Raw genomic sequence first — 24712 nt, 5'->3', positions numbered from 1 at the left:
AAGGCGTAGGGACTGGAGTGGTTATGGGTGATCGGCACGACTATGTGGCCCTCGAGTGGGTCAAAGGCGAGATTGCCGAAACGCTGAAGCAGGCCCATCAAGCAATCGAAACGTTGCTTGATGACCCGCAGGCGCTGCACGCCTTGAGCGATTGCCTGGCGTACATCCATCAGGTTCACGGCAGTTTGCAGATGGTCGAGTTCTACGGCGCGGCCCTGCTCGCCGAAGAAATGGAACAGCTGGCCAGCGCCTTGCTGCAGCACCGCGTCAGCCATCGTGATGAAGCGCTGCACCTGTTGATGCAAGCCCTCGGGCAACTGCCGATTTACCTCGACCGCATACAAGGGGCGCGCCGTGACCTGCCCTTGGTGGTGTTGCCGCTGATTAACGATTTGCGCAGCGCCCGGGGTGAAACCTTGCTGTCGGAAACCAGCCTGTTCAGCCCGCAACTGGTGGACTTGCCACCGTTGGACGAAGCGTCGCTGGCCCTGCTGGAGCCTGCGGACTTCGCCAATGTGCTGCGCAAACTGCGCCAGATGCTGCAAATGGCACTGGTCGGGTTGCTGCGAGAACAGGATGACGACACCCATTTTAATTATCTGGCCAAGGTTTTTTCACGCCTTGAAGGGATATGCGCTGATGCGCCCCCTGAGCCCGCTGTGGCAAGTCGCCTCGGCACTGGTCGAAGGCATGCGCACAGACGTGATCGCCAACAGCCCGGCGCTGCGCAGCCTGTTCAAGGACGCCGACAAAGAACTCAAGCGTTTGCTCGAACAAGGCATCCGCGGGATCAATCAGCCGGCACCGCCCGAGCTGCTCAAGAGTTTGCTGTTCTACATTGCCAAGGCCGAACTTCCTACCGGGCAGATGCTGACCATGAAAGATCGCTACTCACTGGACGACGCGTTGCCCGACAGCGCGATGGTCGATGAAGAACGCGCACGCCTGGCCGGTCCCGACCGCGATGCCATGCGTTCGGTGCTGGCCGCGCTCTGCGAAGAACTGGTGCGGGTCAAGGAGCGCCTGGACCTGTTCGTGCGCAGCGACCGTCAGCACACCTCGGACCTCGACAGCCTGCTGGCGCCACTGCGCCAGATCGCCGACACCCTGGCGGTGCTGGGGTTTGGGCAGCCGCGCAAAGTCATCATCGATCAACTGGCGGTGGTACTCAGCCTGGTTCAGGGCCAGCGCGAACCCAACGACGCCATCCTCATGGACGTCGCGGGCGCCTTGCTCTACGTCGAAGCCACCCTGGCCGGCATGGTCGGCACCGTGGAGCCCGAGAGCCAGGAAGAAAGCCGCCTGCCGACCACCGACCTGACTCAGATTCACCAGATCGTCATCCGCGAAGCGCGCATCTGCCTGCAACAAGCCAAGGACATGATCGTCGACTACATCGACGCCGACTGGGATCGCCAGCAACTGCAGGCGCTGCCGGCGTTGCTGACGCAAGTGCGCGGCGCGTTGTCGATGATCCCGTTGAGCCGGGCGGCGAGCCTGGTCGAAACCTGCAATCACTTCATTCGCGACCATTTGCTGCTGGAGCCGGACCAGCCCGATTGGCAGGAACTGGACAGCCTGGCCGATGTGGTGACCAGCATCGAGTATTACCTGGAACGCCTCGGCGACGATCCCGAAGCACCGGGCGAACAACTGCTCGATGTCGCTGAAAAAAGCCTGGCGTCGCTCGGGGTTTTCCCCAGCGAACTGCAAGTACCGATGCTCGACGATGTGCTCAGCCCGAGTGAAGCCCAGGTCATGCAGCAGATGCAGGTGCTCGATGACCCCGAGATCGTGCAGACGCTGGCCGATGTGCTGGCCAGCCCGGTGTCCTCCGTCAATCCGCCCGCGCTGACCACCCCAGGCAGCCTGTTGCCGCCGCCCGCCGGTGAGGAACCGGTCGACGAAGAGTTGCGCGAAGTCTTCCTCGAAGAGACCGATGAGGTCCTGGATATCCTCCAGGAATACTTGCCGCGCTGGACGTCCAACCCCGACGACAAGTGTGCCTTGAGCGAATTGCGCCGAGCCTTCCACACCTTGAAAGGCAGCGGCCGGATGGTCCGCGCGTTGGTGCTGGGCGAGCTGGCATGGGCGGTGGAAAACCTGCTCAACCGTGTGCTGGAGGACAACGTCGCGCCGGGGGCCGCCGTGCAACAACTGCTTGCCGATGCCCTGAATTTACTGCCGGAACTGGTGACCGAGTACGCCGGCAATGTCCAGCGTCAGCGCAACGATGTCGACCAGTTGGCCGCGCGCGCCCATGCCCTCGCCAAAGGCGATGCACCTGCCTGCGATGAAGATACCCAGGACGTGGCGGCCCTTGATCCGCTGTTGCTGGAGATCTTCCGCAAAGAAGCCGAAACCCACCTGGCCAGCCTCAATCGCTTCCTTGATCAGGCTGCCGAGCATGTGCCGCTTCAGGCCAGCGACGAATTGCAGCGAGCGTTGCACACGCTCAAGGGCAGTGCCTCGATGGCCGGCGTCTTGCCGATCGCCGAGCTGGCGACGCCACTGGATCAACTGGCCCGTGAGTACAAGGCGCATCTGATAGCGCTGGACCTGGACGAAGTCGAACTGTTGCTGGAAGCCGAAGGCTTGTTCCGGCTCGGCTTGCGCCAGCTCACGACCGATCCGCTGGCGCCGATTCGCGGTGCCGGCTCATTGATCGAACGCACCCAGTCATTACTCGCCGAGCGTCTGCAAACGCTGTTGAGCACGCCCGATACCGCGCTGCGAACCAAGCGCGACCCGCAGTTGATCAACAACTTCCTGGCCCAGGGCATGGACATCCTGCTGGACGCCGAAAGCTTGTTGCAGCGCTGGCAACAGCATCCCGGCGAACGTCAGGAATTGACCGCGTTGCTGGATGAACTGACCACGCTCGGCGAGGGCGCGCACCTCGCCGATCTGCACCCGGTGGACGCACTCTGCGAAGCCTTGCTCGACCTGTATGGCGCGGTGGAAGAGAGCAGCCTGGCGGTCAGCGAGCGGTTTTTCCATGAAGCGCAAAGTGCTCACGAAGCGCTGATCAACATGCTCGACGAACTGGCCGCCGGCCAGGAAGTCAGCCCGCAGCCGGAACGCATCCGGGCGTTGCGCGAGTTGCTCGATGAAAGCCTCGACCCATCGTCCATGGGCCTGATTCGCAGTGACGGCAGCCGCACCCTGAGCATTCGCGAACTGGGCAGCGCCACCGCCGAACTTGAGCAAACGGCGACCCCGGTGGAGTTCGACGACGAAATCGTTTCCATCTTCCTCGAAGAAGCAATGGACATCCTCGAAAGTGCTGGTCAGGCCCTGCAACGCTGGTTGCGTGACCCGGACAACGCCGCCCCGTTGTCGTCCTTGCAGCGCGATTTGCACACGCTCAAGGGCGGTGCGCGGATGGCCGAAGTCGAGCCGGTCGGCGATTTGGCCCATGAACTGGAAAGCCTTTACGAAGGCTTGGTGGACCGCCGTTACAACCACAGTGAAACCCTGGCGCAGTTGCTGCAAAAGAGCCATGACCGCCTCGCCCTGCTACTTGAACAGTTGCAGAATCAGCAATCGCTGGGGACCCCGAGCGAGTTGATCGAGGCGATTCGCGCCTTTCGTCAAGGCAATGCCAGCGCCGCCGAAGTGGCCGAGCCCACACCGGCCAACGATTCGCCGGGCCATGATCCCGAGTTGCTGGAGATCTTCCTCGAAGAAGGTTTCGACATCATCGAAAACTCCGGCGCCGCGCTTGTGCGTTGGCAAGCCGAGCCGTCGAGCCGACAAGAAATAGAAACCCTGCTACGAGACTTGCACACGCTCAAGGGCGGCGCGCGCATGGTGGAAATCGCCCCCATCGGCGACCTTGCCCATGAGCTGGAGTTTCTCTACGAAAGCCTGTCGGCGGGCGCGTTGCAACCGAGCGCGGCGTTGTTCACGTTGTTGCAAAGCAGCCACGATCGGCTGGCGCAGATGCTGGATGCCACTCGTGCCGGTCAGCCGTTGCCGCCGGCTGATCGACTGATCGATGCCATCAAGAATTTCAGCCACCCGGCCGTGATCCAGCCGGCCAAGGTCCCATCGACCGTGGCGACACCTGCCGTGGCCAAGCCCGAGACACCTGTGGCACAAGCCGACGCCGGTGCCGACATGGTCAAGGTCTCGGCGGAGCTGCTCGACGACCTGGTCAACCTGGCCGGTGAAACCTCGATCTTCCGCGGCCGTATCGAACAGCAGGTCAACGATGCGCGGGTCACCCTGAGCGAGATGGAAACCACCATCGAGCGGATGCGCGACCAATTGCGCCGGCTCGATACCGAAACCCAGGGGCGGATTCTCAGCCGTCAGCAAGTCGACGCCGAACGCCTGGGCTACGAAGAATTCGACCCGCTGGAAATGGACCGACACTCGCAATTGCAGCAACTGTCGCGGGCGCTGTTCGAATCGGCCTCTGACTTGCTGGACCTCAAGGAAACCCTCGACCGGCGCAATCAGGACGCGGAAAACCTGCTGCAGCAACAGGGCCGCATCAATACCGAGTTGCAAGAAGGCCTGATGCGCACGCGCATGGTGCCGTTCGAGCGGATGCTGCCGCGTTTGAAGCGCATCGTTCGACAGGTCTCCAGTGAGCTGGGCAAGGATGTGGAATTCATTGTCGGCAATGCTGAAGGCGAGATGGACCGCAACGTGCTCGAACGCATGGCCGCGCCGCTGGAGCACATGCTGCGCAACGCCGTGGACCATGGCCTGGAATCGGCCGAGGTGCGCGTCGCGGCCGGCAAACCGGCGCAGGGGCGGATCACCCTGGACTTGTCTCGCGAGGGTGGCGACATGATTTTCGACATCCGCGACGACGGAGCCGGCGTGCCGCTTGACGCGGTGCGACGCAAGGCGATCAAGCGCGGTTTGCTGGCCGAAGATGCGGATATCAGTGACCGCGACGTGTTGCAGTTCATCCTTCAGCCGGGGTTTTCCACGGCCGAGAAGATCACCCAGATTTCAGGGCGCGGCGTCGGCATGGACGTGGTCCACGAAGAAGTTCGACAGCTCGGTGGCACGATGGTCATCGACTCTGTGCCGGGGCGGGGCGTGCATTTCCGGATTCGCCTGCCGTTCACCGTGTCGGTCAACCGCGCGCTGATGGTGCAGTGCCTTGAGGATCAATACGCGATCCCGCTGAACACCATCGACGGCATCGTCCGTGTGTTGCCCAACGAACTGGAAGGGCATTACCGGCTCGATCCGCCAAGGTACAAATACGCCGGGCAACACTATGAGCTGTGCTACCTGGGCGAGCTGCTGAAAACCAGCACCCGCCCGAAATTACTGGGCCAAAGCCTGCCATTGCCGGTGTTGCTGGTGCAATGCAACGACCGGCACATTGCCGTGCAGGTCGATTCCATGGCCGGCACGCGCGAGATCGTGGTGAAAAGCCTCGGCCCGCAGTTTGCAGCGGTGCAGGGTTTGTCCGGCGCGACGATCCTGGGCGATGGCCGGGTGGTGCTGATCGTTGATTTGCTGGCGCCGATCCGGGCGATGCAGGCGCATGTGCCGCCCCCGACGCTTATTCAGGACGCAGAGGCCGAGCCACAAAAACCGCTGCTGGTGCTGGTGGTCGATGACTCGGTGACTGTGCGCAAGGTCACCAGCCGATTGCTCGAACGCCACGGCATGAACGTGCTGACCGCCAAGGACGGGGTCGACGCCATGCTGCTGCTCGAAGAGCACATGCCGGACGTGATGCTGCTGGACATCGAGATGCCGCGCATGGACGGTTTCGAAGTCGCGACCCAGGTGCGCGCCGATGAGCGTTTGCAGCACCTGCCGATCATCATGATCACCTCACGCACCGGGCAGAAACACCGCGACCGCGCGATGGCAATCGGCGTCAACGATTACCTTGGCAAGCCGTACCAGGAATCGGTGCTGCTCGAAAGCATCGCCCTGTGGAGCAAATCCCATGCTTGATGACCATTTTTACCAGCGCACCAACAACCTCACCGGCCTGTTGCTGCCCTTGGCCGACCGCAATCTGATCGTGCCCAATGTCGCGGTGGCGGAGCTGATCGACTATCAACCGGGGGCGTTCGATCTGGATACGCCGCCGTGGTACCTGGGGCTGGTGAAGTGGCGGGACCGGCAAATTCCGCTGCTCAGTTTTGAATCGGCGTGTGGCGATAAAGTCGTCATCGGCGAGCGGGTGCGCATCGTGATTCTCAACGCGCTGGGCGGGCGGCCAGCGTTGAAGTTCATTGCGTTGCTGGTGCAGGGGATTCCTCGCTCGTACAAGCTCGACAGTCAGTTGAGCTATGTCGATGTGCCGTTGTGTTCGCTGGAGCAAGCGGCGGTGCAGGTGGGCGAGCAAGTGGCCAAGGTGCCGGACTTGCTGGCGCTGGAGGAGTTGTTGGTTACGGCTGGTTTAGCCAACTGATCTGGATATTGTGGTGATTTCGCCGGCCTCATCGCGGGCAAGCCCGCTCCCACAGGTATTGTGGATGACTCAGGATTTGAGCAAGTCACGGACACTGTGGGAGCGGGCTTGCCCGCGATATAGGCCGTCAATTTACCGAATACCTCACTGCTAAACCTTGGCCTGAGCCCGCATCTGCATTTGCAACACCTCGTAATGATCCAACGCCCGCTCCACCAACAACTGCACCCCATCCGCCATTCGGCTGATCGCCAAGGCGACCGAGCGGCGAGAGCCTTCCACATCGTCCGCCAGATCAGCCGCAATCGCGCTGATCGACAGCATGTCTTCGGAGGCATTGGCCAGCAGGGCTTCGGCGTCGATGTCGGGGCATACCGTGAAGAGCCGGGATTTGTTACGGCGTCTCGATGGTTTGTCGCGAGCAGGGGGAAGTAATGGGCGAAGGCGCGGTCGGCGGCTTCCTTGAGCTTTTCGGCTTCGAGGGGGTCGTCGGAATCGGTATCGGTTTCTGGGGGATTGGGAGTGGCTTTAAACATAGTGAATCTCCAGTAATGATTTTCAGCTGCTCCCTCGGTTCCAGCCGAAGGGGTGGCAGCTGTACGCGGGCTGGAACCCGAGGTGGAGAAAACCCGGTAGACCCGAAGGTCTCCCGCGCACAGCCGCCATAACGGAGTACACACATTAAAGGTGCGCAAGCATACGTCATGAGGGGGCGCTATTGCGCCTTCTACACCTCGGGATTCCAGACCCGGCCGCTGAATTGGCAGCGACCCACAAACGATAAAGCTCAGCGCAAAACCCCACCAGTCAGCGGCTTCCGGCATTGCTGTAGGCGGCGACGCCAGAGTGCGTAGCCTCGCACCCTTCCTGCTTACAAACTTTTAAACACAAAAATCCCAATCGGCTGGCAAAAGTTGAAGATTCCCAAAAAGCGACCTATCGGTCCTTTTTTGGGACTGATCGGTTTGATCGTTCCAACGCTCTGCGTGGGAATGCAGCCCGGGACGCTCCGCGTCCCATTCAGAGCTGGAACGCGGAGCGTCCCTTGAGGCATTCCCACGCGGAGCGTGGGAACGATCGTTTAGGCGATCATTACCCTGACCGTAACGATCCGTCTCTGTGCTTGATTGATGCCCCCCACCCAACACTCCTAAGGTGACCCCACGACAGCGAACCCGTGGAGTGGTCATGACAACAACAATATCCCCCGACTCGCGATGGACGCGCCGACGCAGCGAAAAGCAGCGGCGTCTGGCGTTGGTCAAGGATCTGGCCGACGGTGTGGTGTTGCCCACCGACAAAATCGTCGCCGCGCTGGAGGCGTTGATCCTGCCCGGCGACCGTGTGGTGCTGGAGGGCAATAACCAGAAGCAGGCGGATTTCCTCTCCCGTTCCCTGGTCAAGGCCGATCCCGCCAAGCTGCACGATCTGCACATGATCATGCCCAGCGTCGGGCGTGCCGAGCATCTGGACCTGTTCGAACGCGGCATTGCCCGCAAACTCGACTTTTCCTTCGCCGGCACCCAAAGCCTGCGCATCAGCCAGCTGCTGGAAGACGGCCTGCTGGAAATCGGCGCGATCCACACCTACATCGAGCTCTATGCGCGGCTGGTGGTCGACCTGATTCCCAACGTCGTGCTCTCGGCCGGTTTCATGGCCGACCGTGCCGGCAACATCTACACCGGGGCGAGCACCGAAGACACTCCCGCACTCATTGAACCGGCTGCCTTCAGCGACGGCATCGTCATCGTTCAGGTCAACCAGTTGGTCGACGATGTCAGCGACCTGCCGCGCGTCGACATCCCCGCCTCGTGGGTCGATTTCGTGGTGGTGGCCGACAAGCCGTTCTACATCGAACCGCTGTTCACTCGCGACCCACGGCACATCAAGCCTGTGCACATCTTGATGGCGATGATGGCGATCCGCGGCATCTACGAAAAACACAACGTTCAGTCGCTCAATCACGGCATCGGTTTCAACACCGCCGCCATCGAACTGATCCTGCCGACCTACGGTGAATCCCTCGGCCTCAAAGGCAAAATCTGCCGCAACTGGACGCTCAATCCGCACCCGACCTTGATCCCGGCGATTGAAAGCGGCTGGGTCGAAAGCGTGCATTGTTTCGGCACCGAACTGGGCATGGAAAACTACATCGCCGCACGACCTGACGTGTTCTTCACCGGGCGCGATGGCTCGCTGCGTTCCAACCGGATGTTCAGCCAACTGGCCGGGCAATACGCGGTGGACCTGTTCATCGGCGCCACGCTGCAAGTTGACGGTGATGGTCATTCTTCCACCGTAACCCGTGGACGCCTCGCCGGTTTCGGCGGTGCGCCGAACATGGGCCACGACCCACGCGGTCGCCGTCATGGCACGCCAGCCTGGCTCGACATGCGCCACACCGACGGGCCAGAGCCGCTGCTCGAACGCGGTAAAAAACTCGTGGTGCAAATGGTCGAGACGTTCCAGGAGGGCGGCAAACCAACCTTCGTCGAAACCCTCGACGCGGTGGAGGTGGCGAAGAAAAGCGGCATGCCGCTGGCGCCGATCATGATCTACGGCGACGACGTCACCCACCTGCTGACCGAAGAAGGCATCGCCTACCTGTACAAGGCGCGCTCGCTGGAAGAACGCCAGGCGATGATCGCCGCCGTCGCCGGAGTGACCGTCATCGGCCTGCGCCACAACCCCAAAGACACCGCGCGCATGCGCCGCGAAGGCCTGATTGCCTTGCCCGAAGACCTCGGCATCCGCCGCACCGACGCCACCCGCGAATTGCTCGCGGCGAAAAGTGTGGCTGACCTGGTGGAGTGGTCCGGTGGCCTCTACAACCCACCCGCGAAGTTCAGGAGCTGGTAATGCACGCACTTAACCTGCAACCGAAAACCCTGACCCTGGCCGAGCAATTGGCAGACTTGGCGGTGGACGTACTGATCGACGAAGCAGACCTGTCGCCGAAACCGGCGCTGGTCGATCGTCGTGGCAACGGCGCACACACCGACCTGCACTTGGGACTGATGCACGCTTCGGCGTTGTCGTTGTGGCCGGCCTTTAGAGAAATGGCTGAAGCCGCCATCGAGTTCGGCGAAATCGGTTTGCCGCTGCGTGAAGCAGTGGGGCGGATTGGTCGCGAAGGTGAGCACGCCATGCTCGACACCACCGGCGGCATCAACACCCATCGCGGGGCGATCTGGGCCTTGGGGCTGTTAGTCACGGGCGCTGCGCTGGACCCTCAATCCACTGGCGCCAGCAGCGTGTCGTTACGCGCAGCACGCCTGGCGTTACTCGACGACCGCCATGCCCCGCGCCCGCTCAGCCATGGCGCTCAAGTCGCCCGGCGTTACGGCGCACGCGGTGCTCGTGAAGAAGCGCAGCTGGGCTTTCCGGCGGTGATCCAGCGTGCACTGCCGCAACTCAAACGCAGCCGCGCCGCTGGCCACGGCGAGCAGAACGCTCGACTCGATGCCTTGCTGGCAATCATGACAACGCTGGCCGACACCTGCGTGCTCTATCGCGCCGGTGAGCAAGGCCTGCACACCATGCAGAGGGGGCTCAAGCGGTCCTCGACGCCGGCGGCAGTGCCAGCCTCGCCGGTCGCCGTCGTTTGCATGAGCTGGATGAACAATTAATCGCGTTGAATGCCTCGCCCGGCGGCGCTGCCGACTTGCTCGCAGCCTGCCTGTTTGTCGACCGTATCGAGTCGTGCGACGGCCTCACCCAGGGAGCTTTTTGATGGAAACCTTATCCTTTGAATTCCCCGCCGGCCAACCGCCACGGGGCCGCACGCTAGTGGGCTGTGTCGGCTCGGGCGATCTGGAAGTGCTGATCGAACCGGGTCAGGCCGGCAAGCTGACGATCACCGTGCAAACCTCGGTCAATGGCAGCGAACAACGCTGGGAGCATCTGTTTACGCGGATGTTCGAGGGCCAGACACCGCCGGCGATGGACATCGATATCCACGATTTCGGCGCGACCCCCGGCGTGGTGCGCTTGCGTCTGGAGCAAGGCTTTGAGGAGATCGGCCATGACTGACAGCGCAGAACTCTTGCAGCCATACCTACAAAGACGCAGCTTCGTCGAACTCGGCGCCCGGCAACGAGCAAGAGCCTTGCTTGACCCTGGCACCTATCGTGAATTGCTCGACCCGTTCCAGCGCGTCATGTCGCCGTGGCTGTCGCGCCAGGGCGTGGTGCCGCAAGCGGACGACGGCGTGATCATCGCCAAGGGCAGCATCGGTGGATTGCCGGTGGTGATCGCGGCCATTGAAGGCGCCTTTCAGGGTGGCAGCCTCGGCGAAGTCGGCGGAGCGAAGATGGCCGGCGCGCTGGAACTGGCCGCTGAAGACAACCGCAACGGCATTGCGACCCGCGCCGTGTTGCTGCTGGAAACCGGCGGGGTGCGTTTGCAGGAAGCCAACCTCGGGCTGGCGGCAATTGCCGATATTCATGCGGCCATTGTCGATCTGCGCCAATACCAACCGGTGATGGGTGTGGTGGCCGGCAGCGTCGGCTGCTTTGGCGGGATGTCGATTGCCGCCGGGTTGTGCAGCTATTTGCTCGTGACCCAGGAAGCGCGCCTTGGCCTGAATGGTCCGCAAGTGATCGAACAGGAAGCGGGCCTTGAGGAGTACGACTCCCGTGACCGGCCATTCATCTGGAGCCTGACCGGTGGCGAGCAACGGTTCGCCAGTGGTTTGGTGGATCGTTATGTCGCCGATGATGTGGCGCAGATTCAGCAGCAGGTGAGTGAATTGCTGCAGCAAGGTTTGCCTGCGCAACAACGCAGCCGTCAGGCCGATCTGTTCCTGCAGCGGTTGGCCCGCCTCGATGCCGGGCCGCAAATCGAAGCGGCGACGGTTCGCGATCTGTACCAAGGAGAACGCTCATGAGTTCGTATTCCCTGAGAGGGCTGCACTGGTTCAACGCCTTGAGTGCAGGCGCCAAACCGGTTGAGGGTTTGCCGGCTTCGTTGAAAGTGGCCGATGGTGTGTTGGGTAGTCAGCCGGCGCGGTTTATTGCGGTGGTGGCTGATCCGGACAACCGTTTTGTCCGCGCTCGCAACGGTGAAGTGGGTTTGCTCGAAGGCTGGGGCTTGGCCAAAGCCGTGGATGAAGTGATCGCCGCTGACCGTGACAAACCACACAAGCGTGCCTTGATCGCCATCGTCGATGTACCGAGTCAGGCGTACGGTCGGCGCGAAGAAGCGCTCGGGATTCATCAGGCCTTGGCCGGGGCGGCGGACAGTTATGCCCGCGCTCGATTGGCCGGCCATGCTGTGATCGGTTTGCTGGTGGGCAAGGCGATGTCCGGGGCGTTTCTGGCTCACGGTTATCAGGCCAACCGCCTGATTGCGTTGCGTGATCCGGGGGTGATGGTGCATGCCATGGGCAAGGCCTCGGCGGCCCGGGTGACCTTGCGCAGCGTCGAAGAGCTGGAGACGTTGGCTGCCAGCGTGCCGCCGATGGCCTATGACATCGACAGCTACGCCAGCCTTGGATTGCTCTGGGAAACCTTGTCGGTGGAGCAGATCGAACAACCCACGGCGGCGGACCTTACACGGGTGACGGAATGCCTGAGCCTGGCCATCGAGGATGTCGCCGCCAAGGGACGCGACTTGAGCAGCCGCTTGGGCGCGACCCATCGCGCCGCCTCCAGCCAGGTTCGCCAACTGCTGAGAGCGCAGTGGTGAATACGCTCCTGGCCCACGACTTGCTCTGGGGGATGACGCCAGAGCAGTTGCCTGCGGATGCGCCTGCGTGGGTGGTCGAGTCGATTTGCGCGGGTCAGCCGGTAGTGGTTCGGCGCGCGATGACGGCGCCGGATCACATCGCGGTCGGGGTGCGTGGGCGTTTGCGCGAGCAGCGTTATGCAACGTCGATGGCAATCACGGCGATTTCGCGTCGGGTCAGGCCGGAAGACCTCAGTCATGTCGAGTCGACTCGCGATCTGCCGGCGCTGCGAGCACTGGCGCAACTGCGGCCGATGCTCGACGCCTGCGGTTGGATATGGGGTATCAGCGGCAGCGCCGGTTTCGAATTGGCCAGCGGTTTTTCCGCGCTGCATGAGCGCAGCGATCTCGATTTGATTCTGCGCACACCGCAGCCGCTGAGCCGTACTCAAGCGCAGGCATTGGTGACGGTTCTCGACACCGCTGAGTGTCGGGTGGACATGCAATTGCAGACACCGTTTGGCGCCGTCGCACTGCGCGAATGGGCCCGGTCTTCGTCTCAGGTCTTGCTGAAAAACGACCGGGTTGCCTGTTTGGTCAGCGACCCCTGGAAGCCGCAGGAGCAAGCAGCGTGAGCAGTTTGCTGGTGTTCCCCGGCCAGGGCGCGCAACAGCCAGGCATGCTGCAGCGCTTGCCTCGGGACGTGTTGAACGAGGCGAGTGATGTGCTGGGCGAGGACGTACTGTGGCTCGATGGCGCCGAGGCATTGAGGTCGACGAGGGCGGTTCAGCTTTGCCTGTTGATCGCAGGCGTCGCGGCGGCACGACAATTGTCGATGAAGCCCGATTACGTGGCCGGGTTATCCATTGGCGCTTACCCGGCAGCGGTGGTCGCGGGTGCCTTGAGTTTCAGCGATGCGCTGCATCTGGTCAGTCTGCGCGGTGAACTGATGCAGCAGGCTTATCCACAGGGCTATGGCATGACCGCGATCATCGGTCTGGATTTATCCACCGTGGAAAAACTGCTGGCGCAGGTTCACAGCATCGACACACCGGTTTACCTGGCCAACATCAACGCCGATAACCAGGTGGTGATAGCCGGCAGCGACGAGGCAATGAAAGCAGTGGCGGCGTTGGCGAAAGGTCACGGTGCCGGTCTGGCCAAACGGTTGGCAGTGAGCGTGCCTTCGCACTGCCCGCTACTGGAGGGGCCGGCAAAAATTCTGGCGGAAGCATTCGCCAAGGTGTCATTGAAAACGCCGACCTTGGGCTACCTGAGCGGCAGTCGCGCCCGGCCGCTGATCAACCCCGAAGCGGTGCGCGATGACCTCGCTTTCAACATGTGCCGCGTCGTTGATTGGCGTGGCACGGTACAAAGCGCCTATGAGCGCGGCGTACGACTTCAGATCGAATTGCCGCCCGGTGCGGTGCTGACCGGGCTGGCGCGCCGGGTGTTCGAGCAAGGCACCGTGATTGCCTTCGACGGTGCGCGGCTCGATACCTTGCAGGCGCTGTTGCGTGAGGAGGGAAGCCGCCAACTCTAGACCTCCGACTCAGGCCTTCGAACAACAAAAACAACATTCGACGATGCATTTTGAGGACTACAACAATGATTATTTACGGTGTGGCGCTGTTGGCGATTTGTACGCTGGCAGGGGTGATCATGGGTGACGCGCTTGGCGTGTTACTGGGCGTCAAATCCAACGTCGGCGGGGTCGGGATCGCGATGATCCTGCTGATCTGCGCGCGGTTGTGGATGCAGAAGCGCGGTGGCATGACCAAGGATTGCGAGATGGGCGTCGGCTTCTGGGGCGCCATGTACATTCCGGTGGTGGTCGCGATGGCCGCGCAACAGAACGTCGTCACCGCGCTGCACGGCGGCCCGGTCGCGGTGCTCGCGGCGATTGGTTCAGTGGTGATCTGCGGCTGCACCATTGCGCTGATCAGCCGGACCCACAAAGGCGAACCCTTGCCCGATGAACCGGCGGAAGTTACCCCGGTCGGCACACCAGTAGGAGGTCGCTGATATGTGGGAACTCATTGATAAAGGCTTGACCGCTAATGGTCTGGTGACCGCGTTTGCCTTTGTAGGCGTGATCATGTGGGTGTCGGTTGTCTTGTCGAAGCGTCTGACATTCGGACGGATTCACGGGTCGGCGATTGCCATTGTCATCGGGCTGGTGTTGGCCTGGGTCGGCGGCACCCTGACCGGTGGGCAAAAAGGCCTGGCGGACCTGACGTTGTTTTCCGGCATCGGTCTGATGGGCGGCGCCATGCTGCGAGACTTTGCGATCGTCGCCACGGCATTCGAAGTGCAAGCAACCGAAGCGAAAAAGGCTGGTTTGATCGGCGTGATTGCGCTGCTTCTGGGCACGATCTTGCCGTTCATTGTCGGCGCGAGCATGGCTTGGGTGTTTGGTTATCGTGATGCGATCAGCATGACCACCATCGGTGCGGGCGCTGTGACGTACATCGTCGGGCCGGTGACCGGGGCGGCAATTGGTGCAAGTTCCGACGTGGTGGCGTTGTCGATTGCCACCGGGTTGATCAAGGCGATTCTGGTGATGGTCGGCACACCCATGGCCGCACGCTGGATGGGGTTGGATAACCCGCGTTCGGCAATGGTGTTCGGCGGGTTGGCCGGGACGGTCAGCGGGGTGACCGCAGGCTTGGCCGCGACGGATCGGCGGTTGGTGCCTTACGGGGCGTTGACGGCGACGTTCCACACCGGGCTTGGGTGCTTGCTTGGGCCTTCGCTGCTGTACTTCATTGTTCGCGCGATTGTTGGCTAAGCCGCTGGATCTTCGCTGACTGTAATGACGTCATCGCGGGCAAGCCCGCTCCCACAAGAGTTGCGCAGTTCTTGTGGGAGCGTGGCTTGCCCGCGATGCAGGCGCCACAGGTTTCAGGCTTGGCGATTGGCATACATCCGGCACTCTGCCAACAACGCCAGCAAATTCGGGTCGCGCTCCTTGGCCTTCAAGAACACCACCCCGATGTGCTGCTGCAGCCGGTACTTTTCCTGCAAGGGGATCAGCTTCACCCGGTTCTCATACACCGCCGCAATCCTCCCCGGCAGCAACGCATAACCCACGCCCGAGCTGACCATGCTCAGCAGGGTGAAGATGTCGTTGACCTGCATCGCCACCTTCGGCTCGAACCCCGCCTGCTTGAACACCCGATTACCGTCCTGGTGCGTGGCAAAGCCTTGGGTCAGCGTAATGAATGTCTCGTCGCGCACTTCGGCCAGATCAACTTCCGTGCGCTGGGCGAACTTTGAATCCGCCGGCGTGGCGAGAAAGATGTCGTCGGAAAACAGCGGGATCTGCTCGCAGTCCGGGTCGTTGACGCTGTCGTCCAGCGACACCAGGATCGCGTCGACTTCCATGTTCTTGAGCTTGTACAGCAGGTCGAAGTTCGAACCGAGGATCAGGTCGATGTTGAGTTCGCTGCGGCGGATCTTCAGGCCCATGATCAGCTGCGGCACGGTCTTCACTGTCAGTGAGTACAGCGAGCCAAGCTTGAAGCGTTCCGGCAGAAAAACCGGCGGCTTCACGGGTCAGGCGCACAGTTTCGACCACGTCCTGAATCAGTTTCTGCGCTCTTTCTTCGAGCACGTAAGCGCTTTCCAGCGGTGTCAGGTTACGACCTTCATGTTTGAACAGCGGGCAGCGCAAGGCACTTTCCAGGGAATGGATCGCCCTGTGACGCTGACGTTACTGGTCTGCAACTCGGCGGCGGCGCGAGCCAGATTGCCGGTGCGCATGAAGGCCAGGAACACCTCGAGCTTTTTCAGGGTCAATTCTTCGTCGATCAGCATGGCCCGGACTCTTATTCGAATGGCTCGATTGTGCACGCATGCGATGTTTTGTAGCAGCTATGTAGGAGCTGTGTAGGAGCTGTCGAGTGAAACGAGGCTGCGAATTTCTGACCACAACCTCGTTCCACTCGACAGCCCCCACAGTTTGCGCGATGTTGCATCAAATTTTGAGGTGAGCAACGCATGTACCACGGGGAACGATTGAACGCCTGGACGCATTTGGTCGGGGCGGTGGCGGCAACGGTTGGTGTGGTGTGGATGCTGGTGATCGCCAGCATGGACGGCAGCCCATGGAAAATCGTCAGCGTGGCGATTTACGGTTTCACTTTGTTGGTGCTGTACAGCGCCTCGACCGTTTATCACAGCGTGCGCGGGCGCAAGAAAGCGATCATGCAGAAGGTCGATCACTTTTCGATCTATTTGCTGATTGCCGGCAGCTACACACCGTTCTGCCTGGTGACCCTGCGCGGGCCGTGGGGCTGGACGTTGTTCGGGATTGTCTGGGGGCTGGCGCTGATCGGCATCCTGCAAGAGATAAAACCGCGGTCGGAAGCGCGGATTCTGTCGATCGTGATCTACGCGGTGATGGGCTGGATCGTGCTGGTGGCGGTCAAACCATTGCTCGCGGCGTTGGGCAGTGCGGGGTTTGCCTGGCTGGCGGCGGGCGGGGTGTTGTACACCGTGGGGATTATCTTTTTCGCCCTCGATCATCGTCTGCGGCATGCCCATGGGATCTGGCATTTGTTTGTGATTGCCGGGAGCTTGCTGCACTTTGTGGCGATTTTCTTTTATGTCCTTTAGACCGCGTCGCGGCCATTCGCGAGCAGGCTCGCTCCTACATTGAAATGCATTTCAATGTAGGAGCGAGCCTGCTCGCAAAAGGGCCCTAGAAATCACCCCAAAGCTGTTGAGCCACAGCTAACGCAACCACCGGCGCGGTCTCAGTGCGCAACACCCGAGGACCGAGGCGGGCGGCATGGAACCCGGCCGACTTAGCCTGATCGACTTCAGCGTCGGACAACCCGCCTTCCGGGCCGATCAGAAACGCCAGCGTCGCAGGCTTCGCATGACTCACCAACGGCTCAGCCACCGGGTGCAGGACCAGTTTCAACTCGGCGTCTGTCTGCTTCAGCCAATCCGCCAACAACACCGGCGGATGAATCACCGGCACCCGCGACCGTCCACATTGCTCGCACGCACTGATCGCCACTTGGCGCCAGTGCATCAGGCGCTTGTCGGCGCGCTCGTCTTTAAGGCGGACTTCGCAGCGATCGCTGAAGATCGGGGTGATTTCGGTCACGCCCAGTTCTGTCGCTTTCTGGATGGCCCAGTCCATGCGCTCGCCACGGGACAAGCCCTGGCCCAGATGGATCGCCAGCGGCGATTCAACCTGGCCGGCGAAGCTTTCGTCGATCTGCACCACCACGCGCTTCTTGCCGACTTCTACCAGCGTGGCGCGAAACTCATGGCCCGAGCCGTCGAACAGCTGCAACGCATCACCCTCGGCCATGCGCAGCACGCGGCTGATGTAATGGGCCTGGGCTTCGGGCAACTCATGCTCGCCGGTGCTCAGGGGGGCGTCGATAAAGAAGCGGGACAGTCTCATCTTGGGTCTCTGAAAAAGGTGTGAAAGTCTGGCGGCCTCATCGCGGGCAAGCCCGGCTCCTACAGGGTATATGCGGTCAACTGTGGGAGCCGGGCTTGCCCGCGATGGCGGCGGTCCAGGCTCCACAGTAGTCCAAGTGAAATCAATCAGCCTGGATCGCGGAAGCCGGGATGGAAGTCTTTCGGCACCGCCACGCTGACGCTGTTGCGCGTGGCGATGTCGATGCCTTCGCTGGCGACTTCCGCCAGAAAGTCGATCTGCTCGGGCGTAATCACGTACGGCGGCAGGAAATACACCACGCTGCCCAACGGACGAAGTAAAGCACCCCGTTCCAATGCATGCTGGAACACCTTCAAGCCGCGACGTTCCTGCCACGGGTAAGCTTCTTTCGTAGCCTTGTCCTTGACCATTTCGATGGCCAGCACCATGCCGGTCTGGCGCACTTCCGAGACGTTCGGATGGTCGACGAGATGCGCGGTGGAGGAGGCCATGCGCTGCGCCAGGGCCTTGTTGTTCTCGATGACGTTGTCTTCTTCGAAGATGTCCAGCGTTGCCAGGGCTGCCGCGCACGCCAGCGGATTGCCGGTGTAGCTGTGCGAGTGCAGGAAGGCGCGCAGGGTCGGGTAGTCGTCGTAGAAGGCGCTGTAGACGTCTTCGGTCGTCACGCAGGCCGCCAGCGGCAGGTAACCGCCAGTCAGGGCCTTGGACAGGCACAGGAAATCGGGGCGGATGCCCGCCTGTTCGCAGGCGAACATCGTGCCGGTGCGGCCGAAGCCGACGGCGATCTCATCGTGGATCAAGTGCACGCCATAGCGGTCGCAGGCTTCGCGCAGCAGCTTGAGGTACACCGGGTGGTACATGCGCATGCCGCCAGCGCCCTGAATCAGCGGCTCGACGATGACTGCCGCGACAGTGTCATGATGCTCTGCCAGGGTCTGTTCCATGGCCGCGAACATGTTGCGCGAATGTTCTTCCCAGCTCATGCCTTCCGGGCGCAGGTAGCAATCGGGGCTCGGCACCTTGATGGTGTCCAGCAGCAGGGCCTTGTAGGTTTCGGTGAACAGCGGCACGTCGCCCACCGACATCGCCGCCATGGTTTCGCCATGGTAGCTGTTGGTCAGGGTGACGAAGCGCTTCTTGTTCGGCTGGCCGCGATTGAGCCAGTAGTGAAAGCTCATTTTCAGCGCGACTTCGATGCAGGACGAACCGTTATCGGCGTAGAAGCACCGGGTCAGGCCTTCCGGCGTCATCTTCACCAGGCGCTCGGACAACTCGATCACCGGTTGATGGCTGAAGCCGGCGAGGATCACATGCTCCAGTTGATCGACCTGGTCCTTGATGCGCTGGTTGATGCGCGGATTGGCATGGCCAAACACGTTGACCCACCAGGAGCTGACAGCGTCGAGGTAGCGCTTGCCTTCAAAGTCTTCCAGCCAAACGCCTTCACCGCGCTTGATCGGGATCAGCGGCAGTTGTTCGTGGTCTTTCATTTGGGTGCAGGGATGCCACAACACCGCGAGATCGCGTTCCATCCACTGTTTATTCAGGCCCATTTTCTGTCTCCTGGAGGCTACCCGTGACGTAGGCGGGTAAACAATCGCGCAAGCCTATGCAATGCGTCGCGCCGGGACAACCCATTGTGTCGATTGAGCTACTTTGTATGGGCCGATAGACGTTGCTGGCGGGCGTCTGAAGCCTGACGTATCCTTCGCGGTTCTTGGAGTCGACTGACTCGTAAAACTGCATTTTTCTCATGATTTCCGGAGTTCGCTGAATGTCTGTCGGTTGGCTGCGCGCCTGTGCGCTGGTGATGTTGGGGCTGTTCAGCGTGTCTGCGCTGGCCAAGGATAAAACCGCGATCGTGATCGGCGGCGGGCTGTCCGGCCTGACCGCGGCTTACGAACTGCAGAACAAAGGCTGGCAGGTCACGTTGCTGGAAGCCAAATCGAGCCTGGGCGGTCGCTCCGGGATGGCCACCAGCGAGTGGATAGGCAACGACAAGGCCCAGCCGGTGCTGAACAAGTACGTGTCGACCTTCAAGCTGAGCACCACGCCGGCCCCTGAATTCGTGCGCACCCCAAGCTACCTGATCGATGGCGAGTACTTCTCGGCCGCTGATCTGACGACCAAGCAACCGGCCACCGCCGACGCGATCAAGCGCTACGAAAAGACCCTGGACGATCTGGCGCGCTCGATTGACGACCCGCTGAACCCGCTCGCTACCAACACGCTGCAATCGCTGGATTCGATCACCGTGTCCAACTGGCTCGACAAGCAGAACCTGCCGGCCACTGCGCGTCAGTTGATCAACCAGCAGATTCGTAGCCGCTACGACGAACCTTCGCGTCTGTCTCTGCTGTACTTCGCACAGCAAAGCCGTGTCTACCGTGGCATTTCCGATCGTGACCTGCGCGCTTCGCGATTGGTCGGCGGCAGCCCGGTGCTGGCCCAGGCGTTCGTCAAGCAACTGAAAACCATCAAGACCAACTCCCCGGTCTCGGCAATCATTCAGGACAAGGACGGCGTCACCGTCAAAGTCGACAACGTCGGGTATCAGGCTGACTACGTGGTACTGGCCGTGCCGCTGCGCGCGCTGAACAAGATCCAGATGACCCCGGCGCTGGACGCCCAGCACCTGGGTGCGATCAAAGGCACCAACTACGGTTGGCGCGACCAGATCATGCTCAAGTTCAAGACGCCTGTGTGGGAACCCAAGGCGCGCATGTCCGGCGAAGTCTTCAGCAACACCGGGCTGGGCATGCTGTGGATCGAGCCTGCCTTGAAGGGCGGCGCCAACGTAGTGATTAACCTGTCCGGCGACAACGCGCGGGTGATGCAGGCGTTCGGCGACAAACAGATGGTCGATCAGGTGTTGATCCGTCTGCACACGTTCTATCCACAGGCGCGTGGTTCGTTCACCGGTTATGAAATCCGTCGCTACAGCACCGACCCATCGACTGGCGGTGCCTACCTGGCCTTCGGTCCAGGCCAGATCAGCAAGTTCTGGCGTCTGTGGGAACGTCCGATTCAGCGTGTAACCTTCGCAGGCGAACACACCGACACCTTGTACCCGGGCACTCTGGAAGGCGCATTGCGCACTGGCCAGCGTGCAGCCAGTCAGGTAGAAGACCTGGCGGCGGGCAAGTCGTTTGAACCGGCTAAAGTGGGTCCGGCAGCAGCTGCTGCGGCGGCCGGCGCCGTGGCGGCGAAGAAAGGCAACTTCTTCAGCAACCTGTTCGGCGGTTCGGATGACGACAAGAAGCCAGAGCCGGTCAAGGCGCCTGAGCCTGTCGCTCCACCAGCACCGATCCCAGCACCGGTCGTTGCACCGGCACCGGTTGAAGCACCGAAGCCTGCAACACCCGTGAAAGCCGAACCCGCCAAAAAGGCGCCGGCCAAAGCTCCGGCGAAGAAACCGGCAGCCAAACCCGAAACCAAAAAGGCTCCGGCGAAGAAAGCTGAGACCGCGAAGAAGCCAGCGGCCAAGCCCGCTACGACTCCGGTAGCGGATGCCAAGACGCAGTAAGCGTCGGGATTAAAAAAACGCGGCAGCAATGTCGCGTTTTTTTATGCCTGTAGAAAACCAGGACCAGGAGTCGAATAAACACCGGGGGGCAGGTGTTCTTTAGTTGGACTTCATTTTTTCTCACACGTTGGTCTTTAATCTTTCCTTAACACGCCTATTTCAAGCTCTTGATCGTATTTCTCGATATTTCAAAGCGAAATTTTCGGCTTTAATTCGATAGATAACTCGATAGTCTTGGGCCAGAACTTACAGGGACTTGGCAATGCAACTACGAAACTCTATCTCTCGCTACGGCTGGGTCAGCATCTTCATGCACTGGGGTGTAGCGCTGGCAGTGTTCGGTTTGTTCGGTCTGGGTCTGTGGATGGTCGATCTCGGCTACTACGACCCTTGGCGCAAGGCAGGACCGGATCTGCACAAGAGCATCGGTCTGATCCTGCTGGGTGTCATGGTGTTGCGTGTGTTGTGGCGCTTCATCAGCCCACCGCCGCCAACGCTGACCAGCTACAGCCGCATGACGCGCCTCGGCGCCATGTTCGGGCATGCTTTTCTGTATCTCTGTCTGTTCGCTGTGATGATTGCCGGTTACCTGATTTCCACCGCAGAGGGTGTCGGGATTCCGGTGTTTGACTGGTTTGAAGTGCCTGCACTGGTTTCCGGACTACCGGACCAGGCAGATAACGCGGGTGCGATTCATCTCTACCTGGCGTGGGCGCTGGTGATTTTTTCCGGTCTCCATGCGTTGGCAGCATTGAAACACCACTTTATCGACCGTGATGTGACCCTCAAACGAATGCTGGGCCGCAAGGCCTGAAGTTCAACTTACCCCCCAAGGAATACAAGACATGTTGAAAAAGACGCTCGCCGCTTTGGCAATCGGTTCCGCCCTGCTGTCCGCTAACGTGATGGCAGCTGACTACACCGTCGACAAAGAAGGCCAGCACGCCTTCGTTGACTTCAAGATCAGTCACCTGGGTTACAGCTTCATCACCGGCACTTTCAAGGACATCGACGGCAAGTTCAGCTTCGATGCTGCCAAGCCGGAAGACAGCAAGATCGAGTTCAACGTCAACACTGCGAGCGTTTTCACCAACAATGCCGAGCGTGACAAGCACATCTCCAGCAAAGACTTCCTGAACGCCAGCAAAGCCACGTTTGTTTCCACCAGCGTAAAATCCACCGGTAAAAACGCCGCTGGCAAAGACACTGCTGACGTGGCTGGTGATCTGACAATCCTCGGTGTGACCAAGCCAATCGTGGTCAAGGCTACTTTCCTGGGTGAAGGCAAGGATCCATGGGGCGGCTACCGTGCAGGCTTTGAGGGTACTTTCAGCCTCAAGCGTTCCGATTTCGGCAAGCAAAAAGACTTGGGCCCATCGTCCGATGCGGTTGAGATGTACGTGACCTTTGAAGGTGTGAAAGCGAAGTAATGCTGAGACCGTAGGAGCCGAGCTTGCTCGCGATAGCGCAATTGGCAACACCTGCAATACCGAGGTGAACCCATCGCGGGCAAGCCTTGCTCCTACAGGTTTACGTTAGTGCATAAAAAATGCCCCTGATCGCGAGATCAGGGGCATTTTTTTATGGCAGGAAAAACTTAGCGGTTGCGGGTCAGCAATGCTGGTTTTTCGCCACGCGGACGGCCTGGCAGTTGATCAAGTTGCTCAGGAGTCGGGAAACGATCGGTTTTCGACTCCTTGTGAATGATCTTCGGCGCTGGACCGCGCGGGTTCTGCACGGCCGGTTCCGAACGCGGCTGATCGTCACGAGCAGGACGACGGTTGCGACCTTCTTCACGACGGGCCTGACCGTCACGTGGAGCGCCGCTGCGTGGACCGCTGCGCTTGGCTGGCGGCGTGCCGGTGGTGGCGCCGTCGCTGCTGCGCGGACCGCTTTGGCGACCCTGAGGCTTGCCGCCGGTACGCGGAGCAGCTGCGCCAGCGGCCGAACCCTGTGCCGGAGCACCCGGACGGCGGCCACGACCCTGAGCCGGTTTGGCTTGAGGAACGTAATCGACGCGGTTACCAAAGTTATCGATATCGTCGTCCAGGAACTCGTCTGGGGCACGGTCAGCCGAGGCAGCGCGCGGCGCCGGACGCTGTTGTTCGCGCGCCGGGGTGCCTTCGCGTGGCTTGTGTTCACGTGCCGGGCGATCACCGCGGGCCGTGGCGGCAGGTTTTTCCTTGCCGCCCTTGTCCTTGCCCTTGTCTTTACGACCGCCACCACCGCCGGTGCCGTTCGGGCCGTCGCCGCGCGGGCCACGTGGGTTGCGCGGGTTACGCACATCCGGACGCTCACGGACTTCAGGTTTCTCGGCTTCTACAGCGCTGGAGTCGAAGCCCATCAGGTCGCCGTCGGCGATTTTCTGCTTGGTCATGCGCTCGATGCTTTTGAGCAATTTCTCTTCGTCGGGCGCGACCAGCGAAATCGCTTCGCCCGAACGACCGGCACGGCCAGTACGGCCAATGCGGTGAACGTAGTCTTCGTCGACGTTCGGCAGTTCGAAGTTGACCACGTGGGGCAACTGGTCGATGTCCAGGCCACGCGCCGCGATGTCGGTGGCTACCAGAATGCGCACTTCACCGGCCTTGAAGTCGGCCAGGGCTTTGGTGCGAGCGTTCTGGCTCTTGTTACCGTGGATCGCGACAGCGCTGAGGCCGTGTTTGTCCAGGTACTCGGCCAGGCGGTTGGCGCCGTGCTTGGTGCGGGTGAACACCAGCACCTGTTCCCAGGCGCCATTGGTGATCAGGTGGGCCAGCAACGAGCGCTTGTGGCTGGCAGCCAGGCGGAACACACGCTGTTCGATACGCTCGACCGTGGTGTTCGGCGGCGTGACTTCAATGCGTTCCGGGTTGTGCAGCAGCTTGCCGGCGAGGTCGGTGATGTCCTTGGAGAACGTCGCCGAGAACAGCAGGTTCTGCCGTTTGGCCGGCAGGCGGGCCAAAACCTTCTTCACGTCATGGACAAAGCCCATGTCGAGCATGCGGTCGGCTTCGTCCAGCACGAGGATTTCCACGTGGGACAAATCGACGCTGCCTTGGCCGGCGAGGTCGAGCAAGCGGCCAGGGCAGGCCACCAGCACGTCAACACCGCGAGACATGGCCTGAACCTGCGGGTTCATGCCGACGCCGCCGAAGATGCAGGCGCTGACGAACTTCAGGTCACGGGCATAGAGCTTGAAGCTCTCGTGTACTTGAGCCGCGAGTTCGCGAGTCGGGGTCAGGACCAGTACGCGCGGTTGGCGCGGGCCGTGACGCTGGGATTTGTCCGGGTGACCGTTGGGGAACAACCGCTCCAGAATCGGAAGGGCGAAGCCGCCGGTTTTACCGGTACCTGTCTGAGCCGCGACCATCAGGTCGCGACCTTGCAACACGGCGGGAATAGCCCGCTGTTGCACCGGAGTAGGCTCGGTATAGCCCGCTGCCTCGATGGCGCGGACTAAAGCCTCGGAGAGACCGAGGGAAGCAAAGGACATGAGTAATCCTGTTTTAGTTAGGGCTTGGCCCAATGGGAGTCTTGCCTGGCGCGAATCGCGTTTAAGAGGAACGCAATCCCGTCCGGTCCTGCTGGAACTCAAAAGCTCGTCTGGAGTGCTCGCGCGGGCCGAAAGCTGCGCTGTAGCGGGGTCGAGATGCCTTGAACAAGTCCGAGCGTCCGGGCGTGAGCCTGGCGGGAACGCCGGAGTATAACA

The 24712-nt window shown here is 61.2% G+C and carries 16 protein-coding genes and 4 pseudogenes; 15 read left to right on the top strand and 5 right to left on the bottom strand.

Features of this window, described 5'->3' with window-relative positions; genetic code table 11:
- Positions 1–23 precede the first annotated feature (23 nt).
- Positions 24–5940: pseudogene (locus AB4N76_RS12065) on the top strand (Hpt domain-containing protein).
- On the top strand, positions 5933–6403 hold the full coding sequence (locus AB4N76_RS12060; RefSeq protein WP_046029767.1) for a chemotaxis protein CheW: 471 nt from the start codon (positions 5933–5935) through the stop codon (positions 6401–6403). Before AB4N76_RS12065 ends, AB4N76_RS12060 begins: the two are co-directional and overlap by 8 nt.
- Before the next feature lie 150 nt (positions 6404–6553).
- Here the strand turns inward: AB4N76_RS12060 and AB4N76_RS12055 are convergent.
- Positions 6554–6939, bottom strand: a pseudogene (locus AB4N76_RS12055) (DUF6124 family protein).
- A gap of 652 nt (positions 6940–7591) precedes the next feature.
- On the opposite strand from AB4N76_RS12055, the gene mdcA reads away from it, so the two are divergent.
- The 9 genes and pseudogenes from mdcA (at position 7592) to madM (ending at position 14861) form a co-directional block, all read left to right on the top strand.
- A complete protein-coding gene (mdcA, locus tag AB4N76_RS12050) occupies positions 7592–9262 on the top strand; it encodes a malonate decarboxylase subunit alpha (RefSeq protein WP_460164485.1) in 1671 nt (556 codons plus the stop codon).
- Positions 9262–10136: pseudogene (locus AB4N76_RS12045) on the top strand (triphosphoribosyl-dephospho-CoA synthase). The gene mdcA and the pseudogene AB4N76_RS12045 overlap by 1 nt, the downstream one beginning before the upstream one ends.
- A complete protein-coding gene (locus AB4N76_RS12040) occupies positions 10136–10435 on the top strand; it encodes a malonate decarboxylase subunit delta (RefSeq protein WP_046029774.1) in 300 nt (99 codons plus the stop codon). The pseudogene AB4N76_RS12045 and the gene AB4N76_RS12040 overlap by 1 nt, the downstream one beginning before the upstream one ends.
- The gene (locus tag AB4N76_RS12035; RefSeq protein WP_046029775.1) at positions 10428–11291 is read left to right on the top strand and encodes a biotin-independent malonate decarboxylase subunit beta; all 864 of its coding nucleotides are present in this window, start codon (positions 10428–10430) and stop codon (positions 11289–11291) included. The genes AB4N76_RS12040 and AB4N76_RS12035 overlap by 8 nt, the downstream gene beginning before the upstream one ends.
- The gene (mdcE, locus tag AB4N76_RS12030; RefSeq protein ID WP_046029777.1) at positions 11288–12091 is read left to right on the top strand and encodes a biotin-independent malonate decarboxylase subunit gamma; all 804 of its coding nucleotides are present in this window, start codon (positions 11288–11290) and stop codon (positions 12089–12091) included. The genes AB4N76_RS12035 and mdcE overlap by 4 nt, the downstream gene beginning before the upstream one ends.
- Positions 12085–12705, top strand: coding sequence for a malonate decarboxylase holo-ACP synthase (locus AB4N76_RS12025; RefSeq protein ID WP_046029778.1), 621 nt, complete (start codon positions 12085–12087; stop codon positions 12703–12705). The genes mdcE and AB4N76_RS12025 overlap by 7 nt, the downstream gene beginning before the upstream one ends.
- On the top strand, positions 12702–13613 hold the full coding sequence (gene mdcH, locus AB4N76_RS12020; RefSeq protein ID WP_077431117.1) for a malonate decarboxylase subunit epsilon: 912 nt from the start codon (positions 12702–12704) through the stop codon (positions 13611–13613). The genes AB4N76_RS12025 and mdcH overlap by 4 nt, the downstream gene beginning before the upstream one ends.
- A gap of 65 nt (positions 13614–13678) precedes the next feature.
- On the top strand, positions 13679–14095 hold the full coding sequence (gene madL, locus AB4N76_RS12015) for a malonate transporter subunit MadL (protein ID WP_046029780.1): 417 nt from the start codon (positions 13679–13681) through the stop codon (positions 14093–14095).
- Position 14096: 1 nt separating this feature from the next.
- Positions 14097–14861: a malonate transporter subunit MadM gene (gene madM, locus AB4N76_RS12010; protein WP_046029781.1), complete on the top strand. Its 765-nt coding sequence runs from the start codon at positions 14097–14099 to the stop codon at positions 14859–14861.
- A 113-nt stretch (positions 14862–14974) separates the two neighbouring features.
- Here the strand turns inward: madM and AB4N76_RS12005 are convergent.
- Positions 14975–15889, bottom strand: a pseudogene (locus tag AB4N76_RS12005) (LysR family transcriptional regulator).
- Between the two features lie 183 nt (positions 15890–16072).
- On the opposite strand from AB4N76_RS12005, the gene trhA reads away from it, so the two are divergent.
- Entirely contained in the window at positions 16073–16690 is a 618-nt protein-coding gene (trhA, locus tag AB4N76_RS12000; protein WP_046029783.1) for a PAQR family membrane homeostasis protein TrhA, read from the top strand.
- A gap of 85 nt (positions 16691–16775) precedes the next feature.
- Here trhA and AB4N76_RS11995 read toward each other — a convergent pair whose 3' ends face one another.
- Positions 16776–17495: a 16S rRNA (uracil(1498)-N(3))-methyltransferase gene (locus AB4N76_RS11995; RefSeq protein WP_046029784.1), complete on the bottom strand. Its 720-nt coding sequence runs from the start codon at positions 17493–17495 to the stop codon at positions 16776–16778.
- 146 nt (positions 17496–17641) lie between these two features.
- A complete protein-coding gene (locus tag AB4N76_RS11990; RefSeq protein ID WP_046029785.1) occupies positions 17642–19048 on the bottom strand; it encodes an adenosylmethionine--8-amino-7-oxononanoate transaminase in 1407 nt (468 codons plus the stop codon).
- Between the two features lie 221 nt (positions 19049–19269).
- Between AB4N76_RS11990 and AB4N76_RS11985 the strand changes: the two genes are divergently transcribed.
- The 3 genes from AB4N76_RS11985 to AB4N76_RS11975 all read left to right on the top strand — a co-directional run bounded on the left by AB4N76_RS11985 (position 19270) and on the right by AB4N76_RS11975 (position 22451).
- Positions 19270–21021, top strand: coding sequence for a flavin monoamine oxidase family protein (locus AB4N76_RS11985; protein ID WP_077431121.1), 1752 nt, complete (start codon positions 19270–19272; stop codon positions 21019–21021).
- Positions 21022–21283: 262 nt separating this feature from the next.
- On the top strand, positions 21284–21835 hold the full coding sequence (locus tag AB4N76_RS11980; protein WP_046029787.1) for a cytochrome b: 552 nt from the start codon (positions 21284–21286) through the stop codon (positions 21833–21835).
- A gap of 31 nt (positions 21836–21866) precedes the next feature.
- Positions 21867–22451, top strand: a complete 585-nt coding sequence (locus tag AB4N76_RS11975; RefSeq protein ID WP_046029788.1) for a YceI family protein — start codon at positions 21867–21869, stop codon at positions 22449–22451.
- Positions 22452–22618: 167 nt separating this feature from the next.
- Here AB4N76_RS11975 and AB4N76_RS11970 read toward each other — a convergent pair whose 3' ends face one another.
- Positions 22619–24496 carry a DEAD/DEAH box helicase gene (locus AB4N76_RS11970; RefSeq protein ID WP_077431122.1) on the bottom strand — a complete coding sequence of 626 codons (1878 nt, stop codon included), beginning with the start codon at positions 24494–24496 and terminating at the stop codon, positions 22619–22621.
- Between the last annotated feature and the right edge of the window lie 216 nt (positions 24497–24712).

The organism is Pseudomonas sp. S2_F03, assembly GCF_054668335.1.
The sequence above is the reverse complement of the archived record's forward strand: the minus strand, read 5'-3'. Positions and strand labels throughout refer to the sequence as shown.

Coding starts and splice junctions, on each gene's coding strand:
- AB4N76_RS12060 (WP_046029767.1), top strand. CDS start 5,933: ATGCTTGATGACCATTTTTACCAGCGCACCAACAACCTCACCGGCCTG.
- mdcA (WP_460164485.1), top strand. CDS start 7,592: ATGACAACAACAATATCCCCCGACTCGCGATGGACGCGCCGACGCAGC.
- AB4N76_RS12040 (WP_046029774.1), top strand. CDS start 10,136: ATGGAAACCTTATCCTTTGAATTCCCCGCCGGCCAACCGCCACGGGGC.
- AB4N76_RS12035 (WP_046029775.1), top strand. CDS start 10,428: ATGACTGACAGCGCAGAACTCTTGCAGCCATACCTACAAAGACGCAGC.
- mdcE (WP_046029777.1), top strand. CDS start 11,288: ATGAGTTCGTATTCCCTGAGAGGGCTGCACTGGTTCAACGCCTTGAGT.
- madL (WP_046029780.1), top strand. CDS start 13,679: ATGATTATTTACGGTGTGGCGCTGTTGGCGATTTGTACGCTGGCAGGG.
- madM (WP_046029781.1), top strand. CDS start 14,097: ATGTGGGAACTCATTGATAAAGGCTTGACCGCTAATGGTCTGGTGACC.
- trhA (WP_046029783.1), top strand. CDS start 16,073: ATGTACCACGGGGAACGATTGAACGCCTGGACGCATTTGGTCGGGGCG.
- AB4N76_RS11995 (WP_046029784.1), bottom strand. CDS start 17,495: ATGAGACTGTCCCGCTTCTTTATCGACGCCCCCCTGAGCACCGGCGAG.
- AB4N76_RS11990 (WP_046029785.1), bottom strand. CDS start 19,048: ATGGGCCTGAATAAACAGTGGATGGAACGCGATCTCGCGGTGTTGTGG.
- AB4N76_RS11985 (WP_077431121.1), top strand. CDS start 19,270: ATGTCTGTCGGTTGGCTGCGCGCCTGTGCGCTGGTGATGTTGGGGCTG.
- AB4N76_RS11980 (WP_046029787.1), top strand. CDS start 21,284: ATGCAACTACGAAACTCTATCTCTCGCTACGGCTGGGTCAGCATCTTC.
- AB4N76_RS11975 (WP_046029788.1), top strand. CDS start 21,867: ATGTTGAAAAAGACGCTCGCCGCTTTGGCAATCGGTTCCGCCCTGCTG.
- AB4N76_RS11970 (WP_077431122.1), bottom strand. CDS start 24,496: ATGTCCTTTGCTTCCCTCGGTCTCTCCGAGGCTTTAGTCCGCGCCATC.